The following is an 18,599-nucleotide window of genomic DNA, read 5'->3' as shown; positions in this document are numbered from 1 at the left end:
AAGGCCATGAACGTCGCCATCGAAACCATCGAGGAGGTGAACCTCATCCCCGAACTCACCGCCGCGTAAGCTAAAACCACTGACCCGCACGGAGATGAGAAATCACACCACTCGGCGGGACGTGACCCTGCGCGCTTAGATGCAGATGAAATAAATGTAACTAAAGACGCATTGTCCGGGGGAATTGTCTCTCCGTATTGTTATGGCTCCGCACCCAATTTCAGAGGGGTATCGAGTGTCGGCTCTGCTTGCACTCGGTCGCTCGATGGCGGACCAGAGCCCATTCCGAGCTCAGGCCCAGATAGGATTATCATGACGAAACCCAAACACAGAAGTGCGACCAGGTTGCTTATCGCCGCCGTGGGCGTGCTATTACTCTCGTCCACAGGCGGCATGAGTGCCTATGCGTCGAGTTCCCCCTTTCCGACACCTCCCGACGGACCTGCGTTGGTCGGGGATGGTGGAAACGATGTGGCTACCTTCGACATGGGGGGGGGCAACGGAGCTACAACGAGCGAGCTGGCAGCGCTGGTCCGAAGCAACGATCTGCATGTGATTGAAACACGATCGCTCTACTCCGCAGCTGGTCAGACGTTGACGATTGGGTTGCCGAGCCAAGACGGTGGGGTCCCCGCGGATCCGATCGCTGAAATAGCAGCAACGCTTCAGGACCTTGAGGATGCCGCAGCGCTGTCACAAGCAAACTCCAAGCCCGATCCAACAGTGGCTGATCCGATGCCAGAATTGACCGCAGTCGCCAGAGCCGAATTGGTGACGCGAGGGGCTGTCTTCGACAAAGTTGTTGTGTCCGGAACGCCAGCGGATTTGAAGATTCCGGGGCTCATAGCCGAACCGGCAGATGCTCATGCAGCGAACGGGGAAGTGTCCACCTCAGCAGCGACGTCGTGCGGTCGATGGTACCCATTTTATAGCAGTTCATCGAGCGCCAGCAGCGCTTCGGGAGGGCGGTATAACAGCCTCAACTTCCAGTGGGCTAGCAGTAGCTTGTCCGCACTGAGGTGCACAGGCAGTTCCACCTTCGAGCCCGATTTCGTGACCTATAACTATGATGGTCGCTACTATTTCTCGCAAACGATGCTCGCATGGTCCACCACGATGCCCAATGGCTACTGGGATACGAATGCATTCGACGGAAGTTCAGAGCGAGTTTATACAGTGGGATCATCGAACACTGCAACGCTCGCGGCTAACACAAACTACAACGTGTACTTCCGTATGTCGAACGGCAATTATTCATCGGATACCGCAAAAATAGTCTGGCAGCGAGGACACTATAATTGGGGCTGCCCATATGGCCCGGCATGGTGCATCTACTCTGATGAGTCCGTGATTCAGTACGCGTGGAACATCACTTTGCCAGGTTTTTGGAGGCCGTAAACCGTTGATTAAATTGTGAGGCTCTCAGATACCAAGGGCAATGACCATCAGCCAAATGAAAGGCCAAAAGATGTCTAGTAAACGCAATAGTTCGCTCGTGCAGTCATGGCTGATTGTCGTGTTAGTGCTGTTTGCGATTTGGGGTCTGTATGCCTTCGCTCCGGTTTTACGAGCCGATGCAGCTGACCGTGCATGCTCGCAAACGCTGCCGTCGAATGGATCCTATTCGACTAGATGGGTTCCAGTGCCTTACGCGCACTGGGAGTGCACGTCACAAGATGGCAGGAATCCCGCGAAGTCCTTCGACCTTGGGTGGTGGCCCCAGCCAAAGTGATTCACTGTTAGGTGCTATCTGATTTGGATTGCTTGGGATGGTGGTCTGAAAGAATCCCATCGTGCCTCGTCTTATCCCAGTAAGTTTTGTGACGATGTTGTGAAAATCGTTCGAGGTCGCGAACCCGGAGTGACGATTGAGCAGACCGTGAAAGACTTCGGGGCCGTTGGGTGACGTTGAGAAACGAGTGCAACTGCTGCGGTCAATAACGGTGCCAAGCCTGGGCAGACCCGGGGCGAGGCGGTAGATAACGGTGTGCCAGCGGCGCGCTACTCCTCAAACGTATTGACCATGGCGTGCGCGGCACGGTCGAGGTACGCCCAGATTTCGGCGTCGTAGAGCGGTGGCAATTCGAGAGCATCGAGGGCGTTGCGCATGTGGTGTAGCCAGCGGTCGCGGGCATCCGGGTTCACCTTGAAGGGCATGTGACGCTGACGTAGACGGGGATGTCCGCGCTCCTGGCTGTAGGTGTTCGGCCCGCCCCAGTACTGCTCCAAAAAACCAGTTAGACGTTGGATGGCACCCTCGAGGTCGGGCTGCTCCGGATACATCGGCAGCAAGACCTCATCGGTGGCTACGCCCACGTAGAACTCGCGCACGAGCTTCTCGAACGTGTCGCGACCGCCGATGAGTTCCCACATGGAGTCTTCGGGGGCATCTGGTGCCAGGGCAGGCTTAGTGATGAGGCGAATCTTGGGAAGCTTCGGCGGCACAGCTGCTGCGGCCGCCGCATCAGCATCAGGTGCCGGCATATTCGCGTTCTCAGATTCGGTCATTTCTTGTGCTTCTCCTCAGGAAAACTCAGCGGCACTGGACGCGTGCGGGGCGGACGTGCACCGCGCACACTGGCAGCACCGTCGAACCCACTCAACACGATCGAGTTCAATGCCGGAAGTTTGACACCCGCCTCATCCAAATCCTTCTTCAGACGGGCACGCAGCTCACGAGCAACATCATCCTTTGTCGCGGATGCTGTCTTCACGACCAGGCGAACGACAATGGCCTCATCTGAGATGGATTCGATGCCCCAAATTTCCGGCACTTCCAAGATACGGGTTGCCCACTTGGGAGTCTTGGAAAGATCGACGGCGGTCTTCAAAATCCGCTCCTGAACGGCATCCACATCCGACTCGTAAGGCACGGCAAGGTCGATGATGATGCGCGCCCAGCCCTGCGACATGTTGCCGACGCGAGTGATTTCGCCGTTGCGCACAAACCAGAGAGTTCCGTTGACGTCGCGAACCTGCGTCGTGCGGATGTCGACAGACTCAACCACACCAACAGCCGGTCCGAGGTCAACAATGTCTCCAACGCCGAGCTGATCTTCGGCCACCATAAACAGGCCGTTGAGCACATCTTTCACCACGTTCTGAGCGCCGAAACCAAGCCCAGCACCGGTCGCAGCAGTAATGAGGGCGAAGGCACCCGTGGCATTCGGGCCAGCGAGGAGATTGAAGAGCAGCAGCAACACGATGATCACGAGGACGACGGTCACGATGCTGGAGAGCACCCCGCCGAGGGTGCGGGTGCGTTGCACAACACGCACCGCAGCAAGCGGTGACGTCATCAAGACCTGGGTGTCGTGGATGTTCTCTTTGTGCTTGACACCGTTGACGATGCGATTGACGACGCGCTTGATGGCGAAGAGCAGCACGAAGCGAATCAGCCAGGCACCCACGATAATCGCGAGAGCTTCAACGATCGGCCAGGCGAGAAAAAACGCCTCAATGCTCTCGCGCAAGCCACCCAACGTGAAATCTTCCATGCTCGGAGCCTAGCGAGCGACTGCTGTGTAGTCACCGCTAGGCCCCCGCATGCGCGCCGTGTGGCGGCTGAATGCTAAGAGTTGTCGCGAGCCTGAACGATTAGCGCACGCTCCACACCCGCAAGGTTCTCCACGATGATGCGGCGCAGGGCCGGCACATCAGGGTTCGCTTCGAGCCACGCCTTGGTGGCATCCACGAGTTCCTTGCTTGCCAACGGTGCCGGGTAAAGTCCGCGGATGACCGTCTCAGCGATCGCATAGCTGCGGTTCTTCCACACATCGTTGATTGCCGCAAAGTACGGTGCCACGAAGGCTTCGAGCACAGCGGGGTCATTCACGTGGGTGTAGCCCATGGTCACGTTGCGCACGATCGCGTTCGGCGACTCATCGCTGTCCACGAGCGACGCAAAAGCGGCACGCTTTCCCGCTTCTGTTGGCAGTGTTGCCCGCACCCGTGCCGCAGCTTGCTGGCCATTAGCTGTCTTGTCCTTCGCGAGTGCTTCATCAATCTCAGCATCTCCAGCAGCACCGTTGAGCACGAGGCCCTCGAGCAGTTCCCAACTGAGGTCAGTGTCGATCTCGAGTTCATCGAGAGCGGTGGATCCACTAAGCAGTGCGCGAATCACGGTGACGTGTTGCTCGGTCGACGCAACGTTCGCAAAGTACTTCACGAACTGGAACTGAGCATCCGAACCAGCCTCGGCGCTCTGAGCGAGACCCCACAGGGTGTCGCCGATCTTCTCAACCGTTGCCGCGCGGCGCTCGGGAGCAACGTACTGCTTAGCGACGAGAACGAGCTGCGCAAGAGTCGTGCGAATCGTGGTCGACTCGCTCTCCGACGCAATATTGCCGAGAACCAACGCAACGTAATCGCTGGCCGCAGTTTCGGCATCACGGGCAGCATCCCAAGCGGCACCCCACACGATGGCGCGAGCCAGCGGGTTGGTGATCTCGGAAAGGTGCTTCATTGCAACTTCGAGCGAGGCGTCGTCGAGACGGATCTTCGCGTACGCGAGGTCGTCATCATTGATGAGTACGAGATCGGGGCGCTTCGTGCCAACCAGCTCAGGCACCTCGGTGCGCTCACCCTCAACATCGATCTCGATGCGGTGGTGACGAACTAACTTGTCCTGAGTGAGCGAGTAGTAGCCGATCGCCAAACGGTGCGGACGAATCGTCGGGTAGTCGGCAGCCGCGGTCTGCACGATCGCGAAGCTCTCGACAGTGCCATCCTCGCCCGTGACAATCTCGGGGCGCAGCGTGTTCACACCAGCGGTCTCAAGCCAAAGCTTGCTCCACTCCATGAGCTCGCGGCCGCTCGTCTTCTCCAGCTCGACCAAAAGGTCCTTGAGCTCAGTGTTGCCGTACGCGTGGTTCTTGAAATACGCCGCGACACCAGCCATGAACGCTTCGAGACCAACCCACGCGACGAGCTGCTTGAGAATCGAACCGCCCTTTGCGTAGGTGATGCCGTCGAAGTTGACGAGAACGTCATCCAGATCCTTGATGGAGGCGTACACGGGGTGGGTAGAGGGAAGCTGGTCCTGCTTGTACGCCCAGCTCTTCTCCATCGCCTGGAACGTGGTCCACGCTTCGGTCCACTCGGTTGCTTCAGCGGTGGCAATGGTCGATGCCCACTCGGCGAAAGACTCGTTGAGCCACAGGTCGTTCCACCACTTCATGGTGACAAGGTCGCCGAACCACATGTGCGCGAGCTCGTGCAGGATCGTGACAACGCGACGCTCCTTGATGGCGTCGGTCACCTTCGAGCGGAACACGTACGTTTCGGTAAACGTGACAGCGCCAGCGTTCTCCATGGCCCCAGCGTTGAACTCGGGCACGAACATCTGGTCGTACTTCTCGAAGGGGTACGGGTACTGGAAGTGCTTCTCGAAGAACTCGAAGCCCTGCTTGGTCTTCTCGAAAATGTAGTCAGCATCGAGGTGCTCGCTCAACGAAGCGCGAGTGAAGATTCCGAGCGGGATGACGCGGCCGTCGCTTGAGGTGAGTTCGTCGCGAACCTCGGCATAGGGGCCGGCCACGATCGCGGTGATGTAGCTCGACATGATCTGCGTCGCCGGGAAGTTCCAGGTAGCGTTCTCGCCATCCACAACAGGCTCCGGCGTGGGGGAGTTGCTGATCATGGCCCAGCGTGCCGGCGCCGTCACGATGAACGTGAAGGTTGCCTTGAGGTCGGGCTGCTCGAAAACAGCAAAGACGCGGCGAGAATCCGGAACCTCGAACTGCGAGTAGAGGTAGACCTCGTCATCAACAGGGTCAACGAAGCGGTGCAGGCCCTCACCCGTGTTGGTGTATTCGGCATCCGCCACAACCTCAAGCAGATTGTTCTCGGCCAAATTGTCGAGCTCGATGCGCACACCGTCGTTCACGGCAGCAACGTCGAGCGCGGTGCCATTGAGCGTCACCGAGTGCACGGTGCGAGTGATCGCATCGATGAAGGTGGATGCGCCAGCAGTGGCGCTGAAACGAACAGTCGTGCTGCTCTTAAACGTCTCGGCTCCCGTCGTGAGGTCGAGGGCAATCTGGTAATTGTCTACGTTGACAATCGCCTTGCGCTCTTGGGCTTCAACTCGGGTGAGGTTCTCTCCGGGCACGTACAACTCCTTCGTTTTGGGGCGGTTTGTGACCGCACCTACCTACCTTATGCCGCACCCCACAAATGTCAGCACTAGTGCTCACGCGCGACCGTAGACTGGACGAATGCGCATCCATATCGCCACCGATCATGCCGGCCTCGAGTTCAGTGCAACCCTGCAGCAACACCTCACTGATGCGGGCCACGAGGTCATCGATCACGGTCCTGTTGAGTACGACGCTCTCGACGATTACCCCGGCTTCTGCATTGCCGCAGCGCGCGGAGTCGCAACCGATCAGGCCGCCGGCGTTCACGCACTTGGCGTAGTCTTTGGAGGCTCGGGCAACGGTGAGCAGATCGCCGCGAACAAGGTGACGGGCATCCGCGCCGCCCTCGTCTGGAACGACTCAACCGCCGCTCTCGCACGCCAACACAACGATGCCAACGTCATCTCGATCGGCGCCCGCCAGCACACTGTCGATGAAGCCACCCGCTTTATCGACCTCTTCATCGCCGAGCCATTCTCTGGTGATGAGCGTCACGTCCGCCGCATCGCCCAATTGGCCGAGTACGAAACGACCGGCGTCATCGCGGCGCACCCCTTCGAGCAGTAATGCCCGAGGGCCACTCCGTACATCGCATCGCGAGACAATTCGCGCTGCACTTCGTCGGCAAAACTGTCGCGGTGTCATCACCGCAGGGTCGCTTCGCTGCCGGTGCTGAACGTATCGATGGACTGCGGATGCTCAGCGCCAAAGCCGTGGGCAAACAGATGTTCCTCGAATTCGAGCACGACCGGTGGCTGCGCGTGCACCTCGGGCTCTACGGAGCCTGGGATTTCGCGGGCAACTTTACCGCTGACGCGACGACGGCATCCGCGTTGGGCCGGATGGGTCAAACCAACCAGCACGGCACGGTCGTTGACGGAACCGAAGTTGGCAGCACTATTGCAGGCAGCACCGTTGCGGGCGGCACCGTTGTGGGGGAGCACGAAGACTCACTCGCGAGCATCGGTGCCCCGCGCCGCACGCGGTTGAGGATGTCGGAGCAGGAGAAGGCCAGCGACGAGGTTTCTGATTTTCCGCCCGAGCCCATTGGTGCAGTGCGCGTGCGCTTGCTCACCGAGACGACGTGTGCCGACTTACGCGGGCCCACCGCGTGCGAGGTTCTGACTCCCGATGAAGTGCAGGTCGCGCTCAACAAGCTCGGCCCCGACCCGCTTGTTGACGACGCAGGGGAGTCCGAAGAACGCTTTGTCGCTACCGTTCGCAAGAAGCAGACTGCCATTGGCCTGTTGCTGATGGATCAGTCTGTCGTGAGTGGCATCGGCAACGTCTACCGCGCCGAAATTTTGTTCCGCGCTCGTCTCGACCCTCACACGCCGGGCAAGCTGATCCCCGAAGAGCTAGTGCGTGAACTGTGGCGTGACTGGGCGACGCTTCTCAAGATCGGTGTGACGACCGGCCAGATGATGACAATGGATGGGCTCACCGCCGACGAATTCACTGCCGCGCTAGCCAGCCGCGATGACCGACACTGGGTCTACCACCGCGAAGGATTGCCCTGCCGAGTCTGCGGCACCAACATCGTGATGGAATTGGCTTCAGCGCGCAAACTGTATTGGTGCCCACGTTGCCAAGCGCCCTTAGGAGGCTGACATGCGTCACACACCGACCTACGTCGTGACCGATCCGCAAGAAGTTCGCCGCCTCATCCGCGAGCATCCGTGGGCCACCATCGTGTCGCCGACCACGAACGGGATGGTCGCCTCGCACTATCCGATGATCCTCGAAGAACGCGACGATCAGATCAGTCTGGTCAGCCACTTCGGGCGCCCCGATGACGAGTTGCACGAGCTTGGGCAGCACGAAGTGCTCGTCATCATTCAAGGCGCCCACGGCTACATCTCCTCAAGTTGGTACCCCGAGGGTGACAACATTCCCACCTGGAACCACGCCACAGCACACCTCTACGGCACTCCCGAGATTCTCAGCGACGAAGAGAATTTTCGCGTGCTGAGCGAACTCGTAGATCACTTCGAACACCACGTCGAGAACCCGGTAAGTCTCAGCGACGACGAGGCTGGCGCTCGCCGCACTGCAAAGGGAACCGTCGGCCTGCGCATCGTGATTGACCGCTTCGACGCCCGCATGAAGATGAGCCAAAACAAGAAGTCCGAAGTTCGAGAGCACATTGTGCACGAGTTGAGCTCGAATGGCACGTACGCTAGCCCAGAACTGGCCGCAGAAATGATAAGGGCTTCACCGAGTGAAACTGAGTAACGCCCGCATCGTCGGTGACGATGTGTCTCGTCGTGTTGACGTGTTCATCGACGGGGGAAGAATTACCGCGATTGAACCTCACGATGCCGCGCCCGCGCCCGCGCAAGTGCACGACGATGTAGTGGACCTCGACGGCCGCTGGATCATGCCCGGGCTCTGGGATCAGCACGTGCACTCCAGCATGTGGGCTCAACAATCGCAACGACTCGACCTGAGCCACACCACTTCAGCGACAGAAGTCGCGGTTACTCTCGCCACCTCTGTGCTTCCGCACTCCGATGGGCTCATTGTCGGTCAAGGGTTTCGGGATGCTCTGTGGCCAGACCAGCCCACGCGGGCACTGCTCGATTCCGCAGTCTCCGAAATCGCCGTCGTACTCATCAGCGGTGATTTGCACTCCTGCTGGCTCAACAGCCTCGCTCTCGAACGATTCGGCTTTTACGAGCATCCGACAGGGTTTCTGCGCGAAGAGGAAGCGTTTGCGATCGGTAGCGCGCTCAGCCGTGTCGAACCCGAGATTCTTGATGTCTGGATTCGTGACGGCGCGCAGGAAGCAGCATCCCGTGGAGTGGTCGGCATTGTCGACCTCGAGATGACCTGGGAGTTCGAGAACTGGCGCCGTCGCATGCTGGAAGGTTTTGACCTGTTCCGCGTGCGTGTCGGTGTGTATCCGAGATTCTTGGAGCGCGCGATTGCGGAAGGGCTCGAAACGGGCCAGCAACTAGCTCCACTGCTTGAGGTTGGGCCATTCAAGGTCATCACTGACGGGTCGCTCAACACCCGAAGCGCCTATTGCATGGAGTCGTACCCCGGAGATGGCGAGAACAGGGGCATGCTCAACATTCCGCCCGATGAACTCATCGATTGGATTCGTACCGCGAGCGATGCCGGCCTGTCGCCTGCAGTACATGCGATTGGTGATGACGCCAATAGGCTTGCTCTCGATGCTTTTGAAGCGGTCGGATGCCGCGGCCGAATCGAGCACGCGCAATTGCTTTCCGCAGAGGACTTTCCGCGGTTCGCGGCTCTCGGCATTGCCGCAAGCGTGCAGCCCGAACACGCCATGGATGACCGTGACGTAGCGGATGCCTACTGGGCTGGCCGTACCGACCGCACCATCGCACTGCGGAGACTGCTGGATGCCGGTGCTGAACTTCTCATGGGATCGGATGCGCCAGTGGCGCCGCTCGACCCGTGGGCCGCAATTGCTTCGGCGGTGAGCCGCAGTCGCGATGGGCGCGAGCCGTGGCATCCGGAGCAGTGCATCACCATTGAAGAAGCGTTGCGCGCGTCAACGCAGTCAACGATTGCCGTTGGTGAAGTTGCCGACATTGTGGTGACACGAAAAAACCCGCTCGACTGCAGTGGAGAAGAACTGCGGTCAATGCGGGTTGATGCGACGATTCTTGATGGTCGCTTTACCCACAACGAGCTGTGAGCAAAACGACCACCAAAAACGCTACTTCGTTGCGAGGTGGGCGAAGAGGAACCAGCGGTCCTTCTCGAGCCCGCGGGCGATCTCAATCGCGACGTCTTCGCTGACCTTGTCTAGCTCACCGAGCTCGTCGACAGCGGTGCGTACGGTCACGAGGGTTGCGTCGATCGCGGCGATAACTTCGGCGATAACGTCATCTGACTGCTGGAAACCGGCGGTCATTGCGGGAGTGCTTGCCTTGGTGCCTACCGTTTGGGTGCGGGCGTCAATTGGGAGTCCGAGGGCAACAACGCGCTCTGCTGCGGTGTCTGCCCACTCGCGGGCGTGGTCGACGATCACGTCGAGGAGTTCGTGGACGGCCTGAAAGTTGGTGCCGCGAACATGCCAATGAGCCTGCTTGCCGTCAATCGACAGAGCCGTGAGGTCGGTGACTACGGGGCCAAGAAACTGGGCAACACCCGAGGTGACGTCAGGGTCTGCTGAGGTCTGTGGAACTGCTTTAATCTCGGTCATTTGTGCTCCTTCGTTGTTCTTCAGATACAACGTTACGACGCAACAAAAATTTCACAAGCAAGCTGAGGCAACGCTAACCACTTACTAAGGGGGGAGATGGATGCGCGCCCAATCGTTTCCGCGGTGGACGCTTGTTGCGCGCAGCTCGACTGCTGTGCCGGCCGTGAGTAAGATAGTCACGTGAACATCTTTGGTTTCGTAATCTCTTTGGCGCTCTTTGTCGGCGGAATTTACATGATGGGCGAAGCATTTTATGTGGAGGGCCTTGAATCGGTCGTCTTCATGGGCGGCCTGCTTGTTGCCTGCCTCGGTGTATTCATTCCTGTTCACATCATGAAGCGCATCGATAGCTAGTCGGCCATGGCGAGCTTTCTGAGTCGGCTCGCACCTCTCGCGTTGACCCTTCGCGGATCCAAGCGCATGTTCAGTGATCCACGAAAGACACTCGAGCGGGTTGAACAACTTCGCCTGCGTCCAGTGCAACCTGAGCCGCCGGCGTCCATTTCTCGTCACGTCGATGTCACGTCCCGCGAGGTCGACGGGTGGACCGTGTTCGACGTATCCGCACGTTCTGGCAGCAACCCAGCACGCGCAGTCTTTCTCCACGGCGGTTGCTACGTCTTCGAGATCGACCCGCTGCACTGGCGGTTTGTCGCACAACTCGTTCGCGAAACGGGAGTGACAATCAGCGTGCCCATCATGCCGCTCGCACCCACAGGGCAGGCTTCCGTGGTCGTGGATAAGGTTGCGCACCTCGTTCAATCGCTCATTGCCGAAGTCGGTGCACGCAATGTCAGCCTGATCGGAGACTCCTCAGGCGGAGGTATGGCGCTCGCGGTGGCCATGGAGCTTCGCGATCGAAAGCACGAGCCTCTGCGCGCGATCATACTGTCTGCTCCCTGGTTAGACGTCAGTGGAACGGATCCGAAGCTTGCCGAGATTGCACCAAGTGATCCCTGGCTTGCGGTTCCTGGAACCAGAGCGGCCGGTGCGCTCTATCGCGCAGAATTGCCCGAAACTGACTGGCGAGTAAGCCCGATCCATGGGGACCTCATCGGTCTGGGCCCCATCACCGTATTTACGGGAACGCGAGACATCGTGCACGCCGACGCGCTGCGTCTACTCGCGAAAGCGACTGATCAGGGAATTCAGATCGACTTCCACGTGGGAGAGGGCATGATCCACAACTATCCGATACTGCCAATTCCTGAAGGAACTGCAGCTCGTGTGGTGGTAGCGAAAGCTATTTCCTGAGGGCGTCACAAGGCGTGAAAACTAGGAAAAGCTGAGTGGAGGGGATACGGAGAATCGAACTCCGGTCATCAGTTTGGAAGACTGAGGCTTTACCATTAAGCTACATCCCCACTCGGCGCCCGATTGTGCTGTGCGCCGAGGAATACTGTACCTGAAACCTCGCCAAGTGCGAAGTCGAAAACGATAGCAGCGGCTTTCTCCGCGATATTGTTCGCGGAAAGCTGCAGATTACGTGCGAGAACGGCCGGGGAACATCCGATCTGACGATCTCGTCAACATTCTGTTCTCGCTCAGGCTAGACTTGCCGAGGCCAATTTTGTACCGGCGTGAATTTCTTCGTCGCGGTCAGATCTATGTACGGCGCCCGGGGCGTAGCTCAGCTTGGTAGAGCGCTCGGTTTGGGACCGAGAGGTCGCAGGTTCGAATCCTGTCGCCCCGACGAAATACACCAACGAATTACAGGAGTCCACAACGTGAAGACAACCGTTGAGAAGTTGAGCCAGACCCGCGTCAAGCTCAACATTTCGGTCACCCCAGACGAGCTCAAGCCGAGCATCGATCATGCGTATACTCACATCGCTTCGCAGATCAACATCCCTGGCTTCCGTAAGGGCAAGGTTCCGCCGCAGCTGGTTGACCAGCGCGTGGGCCGTGAAGAGATCCTCAACCACGCAGTGAGCGACAGCCTCGACGGTTTCTACCGCCAGGCAGTTACCGAAGAAGAGATTCGTGTTCTCGGTCGCCCCGAGGCAGACATTGTCACGTGGCCCGAGGTCAAGGACTTCAGCGGAGACCTCGTTCTCGCTATCGAGGTTGACGTTCGCCCCGAGTTCGACCTTCCCGACTACGACAAGCTCACCCTCACGGTTGACGCAGTCGAAGCATCCGCCGATGACGTGAAAGACGAACTCGATACCTTGCGTGCCCGTTTCGGAACCCTCGTTACCGTTGAGCGCCCCGCAAAGAAGGGCGACTTCGCTCAGCTCGACCTCGTCGCCAAGATTGGCGAGACCGAGGTTGACTCCGCATCGAGCATTTCGTACGAGCTTGGCTCCGGCGAACTGATCGAGGGCATCGACGAGGCACTTGACTCGCTCAGCGCCGGAGAATCGACCACCTTCGAGTCAGTACTGCTCGGTGGCGACAACGAGGGCGAGACCGCTGTCATCAGCCTGTCGCTGCTCACCGTCAAGGAGCGCGAGCTTCCTGAGGCAGACGACGACTTCGCGCAGATGGCAAGCGAGTTCGACACCATCAAGGAACTCAAGGCCGACCTCAAGGAGCAGGTCGAGCGCTCGAAGGCCTTCGGCCAGGGTGCTCAGGCTCGCGACCAGATCGTTGACGAACTGCTCAAAACTCTTGAGATCCCCGTTCCCGAGAAGCTCGTCGAAGACGAAGTTCACCGTCACCTCGAGAACGAGAGCCGCCTTGAAGACGACGAGCACCGCGCTGAAGTAGTTGAAGCCAGCGAGAAGACTTTCCGTTCACAAATCCTCCTCGACTCGATCGTTGAGAAAGAAGAGATCAAGGTCAGCCAAGAAGAGCTCACTTCGTACCTCGTGCAGGGCGCTCAGCAGTACGGCATGGAGCCCGGCGAGTTCATCCAGGTTCTCGACAAGAACGGCCAGATCCCCGCAATGGTTGCCGAAGTCGCTCGCAGCAAGGCGCTCGCGGTCGTGCTCAGCAAGGCAAAGGTCGTTGATTCCACGGGCAAGTCGGTTGACGTTTCGGCATTCACCGCCGTAGCTAACGCAGACGTTGCCGAAGATGACGCCGCAGTAGAAGACGCCGCTGACGAGTCCTAAAACAGAGCTTCACACTCGTGGCCAGCTAGTTATCTAGCTGGCCACGAGTGCGTTAACGAGTGAGTCATGCCTTGGGCCCGTCTGCGAAAGAGCACGAGCCCAAGTGTGATCAGGCAGTGATGGTATCGAGGAACAGTGTGGCGTACCGGGCACCGTCGACGCCGAGAGCGACATCAATCGGACGGAACCGTGCGTCGCCAGCACCGTGTTGAACGTGGCCGGCCGTGCGATGGTCAACAACCGTCTGGCCTCGGGTGAGCGGGTCGCTCAAGCTGACTCGAACAAGCAGATTGACGGTGGTTAGTCCTCCCGGATCGATCGCCGCGCACACGGCACCGGCATCACCGATGTCGCCGTGACCGTCACCAGCTACTCGTGCTTCGCCTCCCTTGACGCTGACAATGTGCTGCAGCAGACGTCCGACCAACTTGGCTCCAGGTTCGGATGCTTCAGTGAGTCGAGAAATATCTTCTGGTGGAATCGTCACCGCATAGAAGACATCCAGTCCGTACATGGTGATTGGCACACCGGACGTCAGCACGATCTCCGCCGCCTCCGGATCATGCCACGTATTGAACTCGGCAACGGCCGTGGCGTTGCCGACCGATGCGGATCCACCCATGAATACAATCCGCTCGACGTTGACCAGCACTTCGGGATACATTCGCACGAGAAGGGCGATGTTTGTCATCGGAGCTAACGGCACAAGGGTGACAGGGGTAGGGCTAGCGAGGATCTCGCGTCGCAAGAGTTCGACCGCGTGCTCGGGCACAATTGTGCGTGTGGAGTCCGGAAGGGTTAGGTCGCCGAGCCCATCCACGCCGTGTACGTGAGCCGCGTGGTTGGCTTCCGCCAGCAAAGGGCGACTTGCGCCTGCCGCGACCGGAACATCGTGGGTACCCGCAATATCTAGCACCGTGAGCGTGTTTCTGACGACCTGTTCGAGACTGGCGTTGCCAGCGACACACGTGACCGCTCGCAAATTCACCTCGGGATGCCGCACGGCGATCATTAGAGCGAGGGCATCATCAATGCCGGTATCAACATCCAGAATCATTTGCTGCATGCCGCAATGCTAATCGCGTTGATGCCCGCTAGTCAGCCACGAGTTCTGCCGCATAGCCGCGCACTGATCGCTGATAGATCGGCAAGTAGTCGGCCAGTGCCATGAGTGCCACAGCGACTCCCTGCGTTGCGTCTCCGCGACTCGTGAGTGCCAGAGCCAGAAAGGCCGCGGATGGCCCTGTCCACTCGTCGTCAGGATGCTCGTGCAATTGCTGCTCAAGCATTGCGATCGATTCATCGATGCGGCCGAGATTGCGCAGCATGCTGGCCAACTGGATTACTGCTTGCGGACGGCGGGAGGCATCCAACCCGTTTTCTAGTGCCCGTCGGTAGAGCGGTTCAGCTTGTGCCTCGAGCCCGGCGTAGTCACGAGCTCCCGCCGCTTCGAACACAGCCTCGGCATCGTCGCTCTGACGTTCGGCGACAAGCTCATCGATCGCGGTGACGACATCGCCATCGGCCATCGACGCGGCGTTGGACCAGATAGCTGCGACTCGATCGCGCCAGTTGTCATCCATTTTGTGAGCCTACAAGCACCAATGCGCGACGCGGTACTTTGCCTAGGGCGAACAAGCCAGAATCGCGGCGCGTACTCGGATAGATTCGTAACCACGCGATTACTGAAACGGAGCGCAACAATGGCCCAACCGGCATTGGTCTCAAGTGTTTTTGACCAACTCCTCAAAGATCGCATCATCTGGCTCGGCTCAGAGGTGCGGGACTCGAACGCGAATGAGATCTGCGCAAAGATCTTGTTGCTCGCGGCAGAGGACCCCAAGCGCGACATCTACCTCTACGTCAACTCACCCGGTGGGTCGATCACTGCGGGTATGGCGATCTACGACACGATGAAGTTCGTGCCCAACGACATCGTCACCGTTGGAATTGGCCTCGCCGCGTCGATGGGGCAGTTCCTGCTCTCCTCTGGCACGAAGGGCAAGCGCTACATCACCCCAAACGCGCGTGTGCTCTTGCACCAGCCGTCGGGTGGATTCGGTGGAACCTCGGCTGACATCCAAACTCAGGCTGGCGTCATCCTCGACATGAAGAAGCGCATGGCTGAGCTCACTGCAGAGCAGACCGGCAAGAGCGTTGAGCAGGTTCTCATCGACAACGACCGTGACAACTGGTTCACAGCGCGTGAAGCGCTTGAGTATGGCTTTGTTGACCACCTGCGCGAGTTCGCTTCTGACGTCGTAGGCGGCGGCGGAACCGAAGAGGGCGCTTCCGATAACGACGCCAAGAGCAAAAAGGACTGACAATGACGAATTTCACCCTCGGAGCACATACGCCCGCCGGCATTGGTCGTCCGGATGCTGACGCTCGCTACATTCTGCCGACGTTCGAAGAGCGCACGGCCTATGGCTATAAGCGCCAAGATCCTTACGCAAAACTGTTCGAAGATCGCATCATCTTCTTGGGCGTACAGATCGATGACGCTTCTGCCGATGACGTCATGGCGCAGCTTCTCGTACTTGAGAGCCAGGACCCTGACCGCGACATCGTCATGTACATCAACTCACCCGGTGGTTCGTTCACCGCGATGACAGCGATCTACGACACGATGCAGTACATCCGCCCCCACATTCAGACTGTGGTTCTCGGTCAGGCAGCTTCGGCTGCGGCCGTGATCACCGCGGGTGGAACCAAGGGCAAGCGACTGGCTCTGCCCAACGCGCGCATCATGATTCACCAGCCCGCTGGCGGTTCAGAGGGTGCAAGCCAGGCTTCAGACATCGAGATTCAGGCACGCGAGATCCTTCGCATGCGCACCTGGCTTGAAGAGACGCTGTCGCACCATTCGAACCGGACTGCCGAGCAGGTCAACAAGGACATTGAGCGCGACAAGATACTGAGCGCAGCTGACGCCGTTGAATACGGTCTTATCGACCAGGTGCTGACGAGCCGCAAGACGCTCCCTGCGATCACGAGCTAGCCAGCGCAAGAGTAGTTTCACCTGGACGCATCAAGCGCCTGGACGCAACTGAGGCGGTCATCCGAAAGTGGATGACCGCCTCAGTTGTCATTAGGGGCGCGACTAGCGGGCGCGGTGAGCTGTGTGCTTGCTAGTCGCCACTCTTCTTGCGTTTCACCGAGATAAGGAAGATCGCCACTACGGCAACAATCACGAGGACAATTGCTGAAACGACGAACACGACCGTCGACGCGTCAAACGCGGGGGACTCATCCGTGTTTCCATCCTCGGATGGCGCGCTTTCGTCGGTGGGTGCAGTCTCGTCGAGCGTGCCTCCGCCGCAGGCCGGGGGAGCGTTGAGCCCTTCGGAGATTGTCTGACTGGTATCGGGTTGCCAATCGAAGTTGATCTCTCCAGAGATGGTGTGTCCGTCGGAGGAGACAAGCTGCCACCGCATCAGGTAGTCGCCGGGCTCTCCGAGTGAGGCGTCAGTCGAGAGCGAATCGTCACGGATAGTGAAACAGCCGTCTCCGAAGTAGTCTCCAGCCTCGTTGGTGACCTGAATGGCGAAACCACCACCGTCTCCCGCAAGGTCAAGCAGCGTGTCGTTCGTGCTCACCGAGAACTCGGTGGGCAGCTCGGTCAGCGTTTGGCCTTCTGCGGGGGAACTCGCCACCAGATAGTTATGCGCGTACGCGGGCGCGGCCACGAGCAGCACGAGTGCTGCGATCGCGACGGCGCTGAACGCAGCACCAATGTGGGTAATTCGACGCATGGGTGAACCTACTTACTGGTTGGGCGGCGGAAGGCGAATGCCAACACGACCGCGCCAAGTCCGGCGATGAGTCCGGCGATGCCGAGACTGCGCGCTACGGGGTCGCTGCTGTCACTCGTTTCGGCGTGGTCACCCTCCGTGACGTTCTGGTCGCTGTGTACATCGTCGCTGTGTGCATCGTCGGTTTCCGATGCAGCATCGCCGTGGTGGCCGGCTGGTTCGTCGTTGACGAAGAGCACCGGTGCAGGATTCTCGGCGCCCTCTTCGATTCCGCTCCAGCTGACCACGGTGCCGTCGGTGTAGGTCTGGTCTGCGGTCAGCACCACGCTTCCCACATCAGGAACCGGGCCTAGCGAGAGGGGAAGCAGCAGTAGTGCCCCATCGCCCAGTTCTGAGCCGGCCTGCGCGGTCCAGATGATTGACGTGACAGCTTCAGTGATTTCGCTTTCGCCGACCATGACAGGCTCGGGCAACTCGGTGCGGACCAGCTCGGCGTCCCAGCCGGGAACGGGAACAAAGCGCACGCTTGTGAATGGTGTGTCGGTCGGGAGCTTCAGCTCGACACGGTTGGTCTTCTCGGTCTCAGATTCGTTCGGAACTTTGACGGTGATGAGGACATATGCGCCTGCTTCGGCCTGCTCGGGGTCGATGGAGACATGAGCCATGGCTGCCAACGGCGCAGCAATGGCGATGGTTGCGCCTGCAGCGAGGGCGAGGGCAGATTTAGTAAGGGTGTTCATTGTGTTCTCTCTAACGGGTCGCAGAATTGCGACAAAAGTAGCGGGATGCTGTGCGGGCTATGCCGCGAAAGTCGCGACGGGTGGGCCGCGATAGCGCATCGTTGAGAGAAATCGGGTGGCAAATGTTGGGACGTGAGGCGTGTGTAGCGGAAGCCGAAGGTGGGCGCCGTGCACCCTGACGGGAGCCATCGAAGTGAGCAGTCGCGTCAGGAATAGGCGCGCGGTGGCGAGTAGCCCCCAGAACGCAACCTCGGCGTAGCGGAACATCACAATCGTGACGACGGCGGCAATGAGGTGGGTGACCGACATTGCCGAGTTCGCGGTCTGAGCAGCTGAACTGAAGTCCAGAGTCATGGCTGACATGTCGTGCCGCGCAATACCCTCGGGGGCGAGCATCGCGCTGAAGAGCGTGTGATACATCGCTTGGCTTGCGAAGATCGCGATCGTTAGGCGCACAAACGACACGGTGTGACCGGCCAGCAGTGTGCACACAGCAACCGAGATGACGAGGGAAACAGCGATACCAAACAGCGACGGGGCAACGCCCCTAGCGAGTTGGTGAGAGAGAGCTGCAGCCAATGTCGCGAAAAGCGCAGCCGCACTGCCTCGAAGCACGCGCATTGCACGTGTATGCATGGGGCTCCTGTTCTCAGCTGCGACCAACCATCCAAGCCTAGTTTGAATTCATCCAGCCATTCGCGCGGCAGCGATCACGCCGGGAG

Annotated in this window: 19 protein-coding genes and 2 tRNA genes; 11 read left to right on the top strand and 10 right to left on the bottom strand. The window is 59.3% G+C overall.

Annotated elements, in window-relative coordinates:
* Positions 1-312 precede the first annotated feature (312 nt).
* Positions 313-1,398, top strand: a complete 1,086-nt coding sequence (locus ACTJJW_RS08825; protein WP_462643868.1) for a hypothetical protein — start codon at positions 313-315, stop codon at positions 1,396-1,398.
* Positions 1,399-2,001: 603 nt separating this feature from the next.
* Here the strand turns inward: ACTJJW_RS08825 and ACTJJW_RS08820 are convergent.
* The 3 genes from ACTJJW_RS08820 to pepN all read right to left on the bottom strand — a co-directional run bounded on the left by ACTJJW_RS08820 (position 2,002) and on the right by pepN (position 6,112).
* Positions 2,002-2,373 carry a globin gene (locus ACTJJW_RS08820; RefSeq protein WP_462643874.1) on the bottom strand — a complete coding sequence of 124 codons (372 nt, stop codon included), beginning with the start codon at positions 2,371-2,373 and terminating at the stop codon, positions 2,002-2,004.
* A 131-nt stretch (positions 2,374-2,504) separates the two neighbouring features.
* Complete coding sequence (locus ACTJJW_RS08815; protein ID WP_462643866.1) at positions 2,505-3,497, bottom strand: mechanosensitive ion channel family protein; 993 nt, start codon at positions 3,495-3,497, stop codon at positions 2,505-2,507.
* A 74-nt stretch (positions 3,498-3,571) separates the two neighbouring features.
* Positions 3,572-6,112 (bottom strand): aminopeptidase N, encoded by a 2,541-nt coding sequence (gene pepN / locus ACTJJW_RS08810; protein ID WP_462643864.1) that lies wholly within the window; start codon positions 6,110-6,112, stop codon positions 3,572-3,574.
* 106 nt (positions 6,113-6,218) lie between these two features.
* Between pepN and ACTJJW_RS08805 the strand changes: the two genes are divergently transcribed.
* From ACTJJW_RS08805 to ACTJJW_RS08790, 4 genes are read left to right on the top strand one after another with little or no spacing between them, the layout of a single operon-like run.
* Positions 6,219-6,707, top strand: coding sequence for a ribose-5-phosphate isomerase (locus tag ACTJJW_RS08805; RefSeq protein ID WP_462643862.1), 489 nt, complete (start codon positions 6,219-6,221; stop codon positions 6,705-6,707).
* Positions 6,707-7,750 (top strand): Fpg/Nei family DNA glycosylase, encoded by a 1,044-nt coding sequence (locus ACTJJW_RS08800; RefSeq protein WP_462643860.1) that lies wholly within the window; start codon positions 6,707-6,709, stop codon positions 7,748-7,750. The genes ACTJJW_RS08805 and ACTJJW_RS08800 overlap by 1 nt, the downstream gene beginning before the upstream one ends.
* A 1-nt stretch (position 7,751) precedes the next feature.
* Positions 7,752-8,375, top strand: coding sequence for an FMN-binding negative transcriptional regulator (locus tag ACTJJW_RS08795; RefSeq protein WP_462643858.1), 624 nt, complete (start codon positions 7,752-7,754; stop codon positions 8,373-8,375).
* Positions 8,362-9,813 (top strand): amidohydrolase, encoded by a 1,452-nt coding sequence (locus ACTJJW_RS08790; RefSeq protein ID WP_462643857.1) that lies wholly within the window; start codon positions 8,362-8,364, stop codon positions 9,811-9,813. The genes ACTJJW_RS08795 and ACTJJW_RS08790 overlap by 14 nt, the downstream gene beginning before the upstream one ends.
* A 21-nt stretch (positions 9,814-9,834) precedes the next feature.
* Here ACTJJW_RS08790 and ACTJJW_RS08785 read toward each other — a convergent pair whose 3' ends face one another.
* Positions 9,835-10,323 (bottom strand): Dps family protein, encoded by a 489-nt coding sequence (locus ACTJJW_RS08785; protein ID WP_462643855.1) that lies wholly within the window; start codon positions 10,321-10,323, stop codon positions 9,835-9,837.
* 180 nt (positions 10,324-10,503) lie between these two features.
* Between ACTJJW_RS08785 and ACTJJW_RS08780 the strand changes: the two genes are divergently transcribed.
* The gene (locus tag ACTJJW_RS08780; RefSeq protein WP_462643853.1) at positions 10,504-10,677 is read left to right on the top strand and encodes a hypothetical protein; all 174 of its coding nucleotides are present in this window, start codon (positions 10,504-10,506) and stop codon (positions 10,675-10,677) included.
* Between the two features lie 6 nt (positions 10,678-10,683).
* Positions 10,684-11,577 (top strand): alpha/beta hydrolase fold domain-containing protein, encoded by an 894-nt coding sequence (locus tag ACTJJW_RS08775; protein WP_462643851.1) that lies wholly within the window; start codon positions 10,684-10,686, stop codon positions 11,575-11,577.
* Between the two features lie 36 nt (positions 11,578-11,613).
* Here ACTJJW_RS08775 and ACTJJW_RS08770 read toward each other — a convergent pair.
* A tRNA-Gly gene (locus ACTJJW_RS08770) sits at positions 11,614-11,687 on the bottom strand.
* Positions 11,688-11,942: 255 nt separating this feature from the next.
* On the opposite strand from ACTJJW_RS08770, the gene ACTJJW_RS08765 reads away from it, so the two are divergent.
* Both ACTJJW_RS08765 and tig read left to right on the top strand, forming a co-directional pair.
* Positions 11,943-12,016: transfer RNA gene (locus tag ACTJJW_RS08765), tRNA-Pro, on the top strand.
* Between the two features lie 34 nt (positions 12,017-12,050).
* Entirely contained in the window at positions 12,051-13,382 is a 1,332-nt protein-coding gene (gene tig, locus ACTJJW_RS08760) for a trigger factor (protein WP_462643849.1), read from the top strand.
* A 109-nt stretch (positions 13,383-13,491) separates the two neighbouring features.
* On the opposite strand, the gene ACTJJW_RS08755 is transcribed toward tig, so the two are convergent.
* Both ACTJJW_RS08755 and ACTJJW_RS08750 read right to left on the bottom strand, forming a co-directional pair.
* Positions 13,492-14,448 carry a nucleoside hydrolase gene (locus ACTJJW_RS08755; RefSeq protein ID WP_462643847.1) on the bottom strand — a complete coding sequence of 319 codons (957 nt, stop codon included), beginning with the start codon at positions 14,446-14,448 and terminating at the stop codon, positions 13,492-13,494.
* A gap of 28 nt (positions 14,449-14,476) precedes the next feature.
* Complete coding sequence (locus tag ACTJJW_RS08750; RefSeq protein WP_462643845.1) at positions 14,477-14,965, bottom strand: tetratricopeptide repeat protein; 489 nt, start codon at positions 14,963-14,965, stop codon at positions 14,477-14,479.
* A 120-nt stretch (positions 14,966-15,085) separates the two neighbouring features.
* Between ACTJJW_RS08750 and ACTJJW_RS08745 the strand changes: the two genes are divergently transcribed.
* Positions 15,086-15,706, top strand: a complete 621-nt coding sequence (locus ACTJJW_RS08745) for an ATP-dependent Clp protease proteolytic subunit (protein WP_462643843.1) — start codon at positions 15,086-15,088, stop codon at positions 15,704-15,706.
* A 2-nt stretch (positions 15,707-15,708) separates the two neighbouring features.
* Complete coding sequence (locus ACTJJW_RS08740; RefSeq protein ID WP_462643841.1) at positions 15,709-16,383, top strand: ATP-dependent Clp protease proteolytic subunit; 675 nt, start codon at positions 15,709-15,711, stop codon at positions 16,381-16,383.
* A gap of 130 nt (positions 16,384-16,513) precedes the next feature.
* On the opposite strand, the gene ACTJJW_RS08735 is transcribed toward ACTJJW_RS08740, so the two are convergent.
* The 3 genes from ACTJJW_RS08735 to ACTJJW_RS08725 are packed head-to-tail and all read right to left on the bottom strand — an operon-like array spanning position 16,514 to position 18,513.
* Positions 16,514-17,137, bottom strand: coding sequence for a copper resistance CopC family protein (locus ACTJJW_RS08735; protein WP_462643839.1), 624 nt, complete (start codon positions 17,135-17,137; stop codon positions 16,514-16,516).
* Positions 17,138-17,145: 8 nt separating this feature from the next.
* Positions 17,146-17,877 carry a YcnI family copper-binding membrane protein gene (locus ACTJJW_RS08730; RefSeq protein WP_462643837.1) on the bottom strand — a complete coding sequence of 244 codons (732 nt, stop codon included), beginning with the start codon at positions 17,875-17,877 and terminating at the stop codon, positions 17,146-17,148.
* A gap of 57 nt (positions 17,878-17,934) precedes the next feature.
* Positions 17,935-18,513, bottom strand: a complete 579-nt coding sequence (locus ACTJJW_RS08725; RefSeq protein ID WP_462643835.1) for a hypothetical protein — start codon at positions 18,511-18,513, stop codon at positions 17,935-17,937.
* Between the last annotated feature and the right edge of the window lie 86 nt (positions 18,514-18,599).

The organism is Rhodoglobus galactosidasius (assembly GCF_054957775.1).
This window is presented reverse-complemented; position numbering and strand designations above follow the sequence as displayed.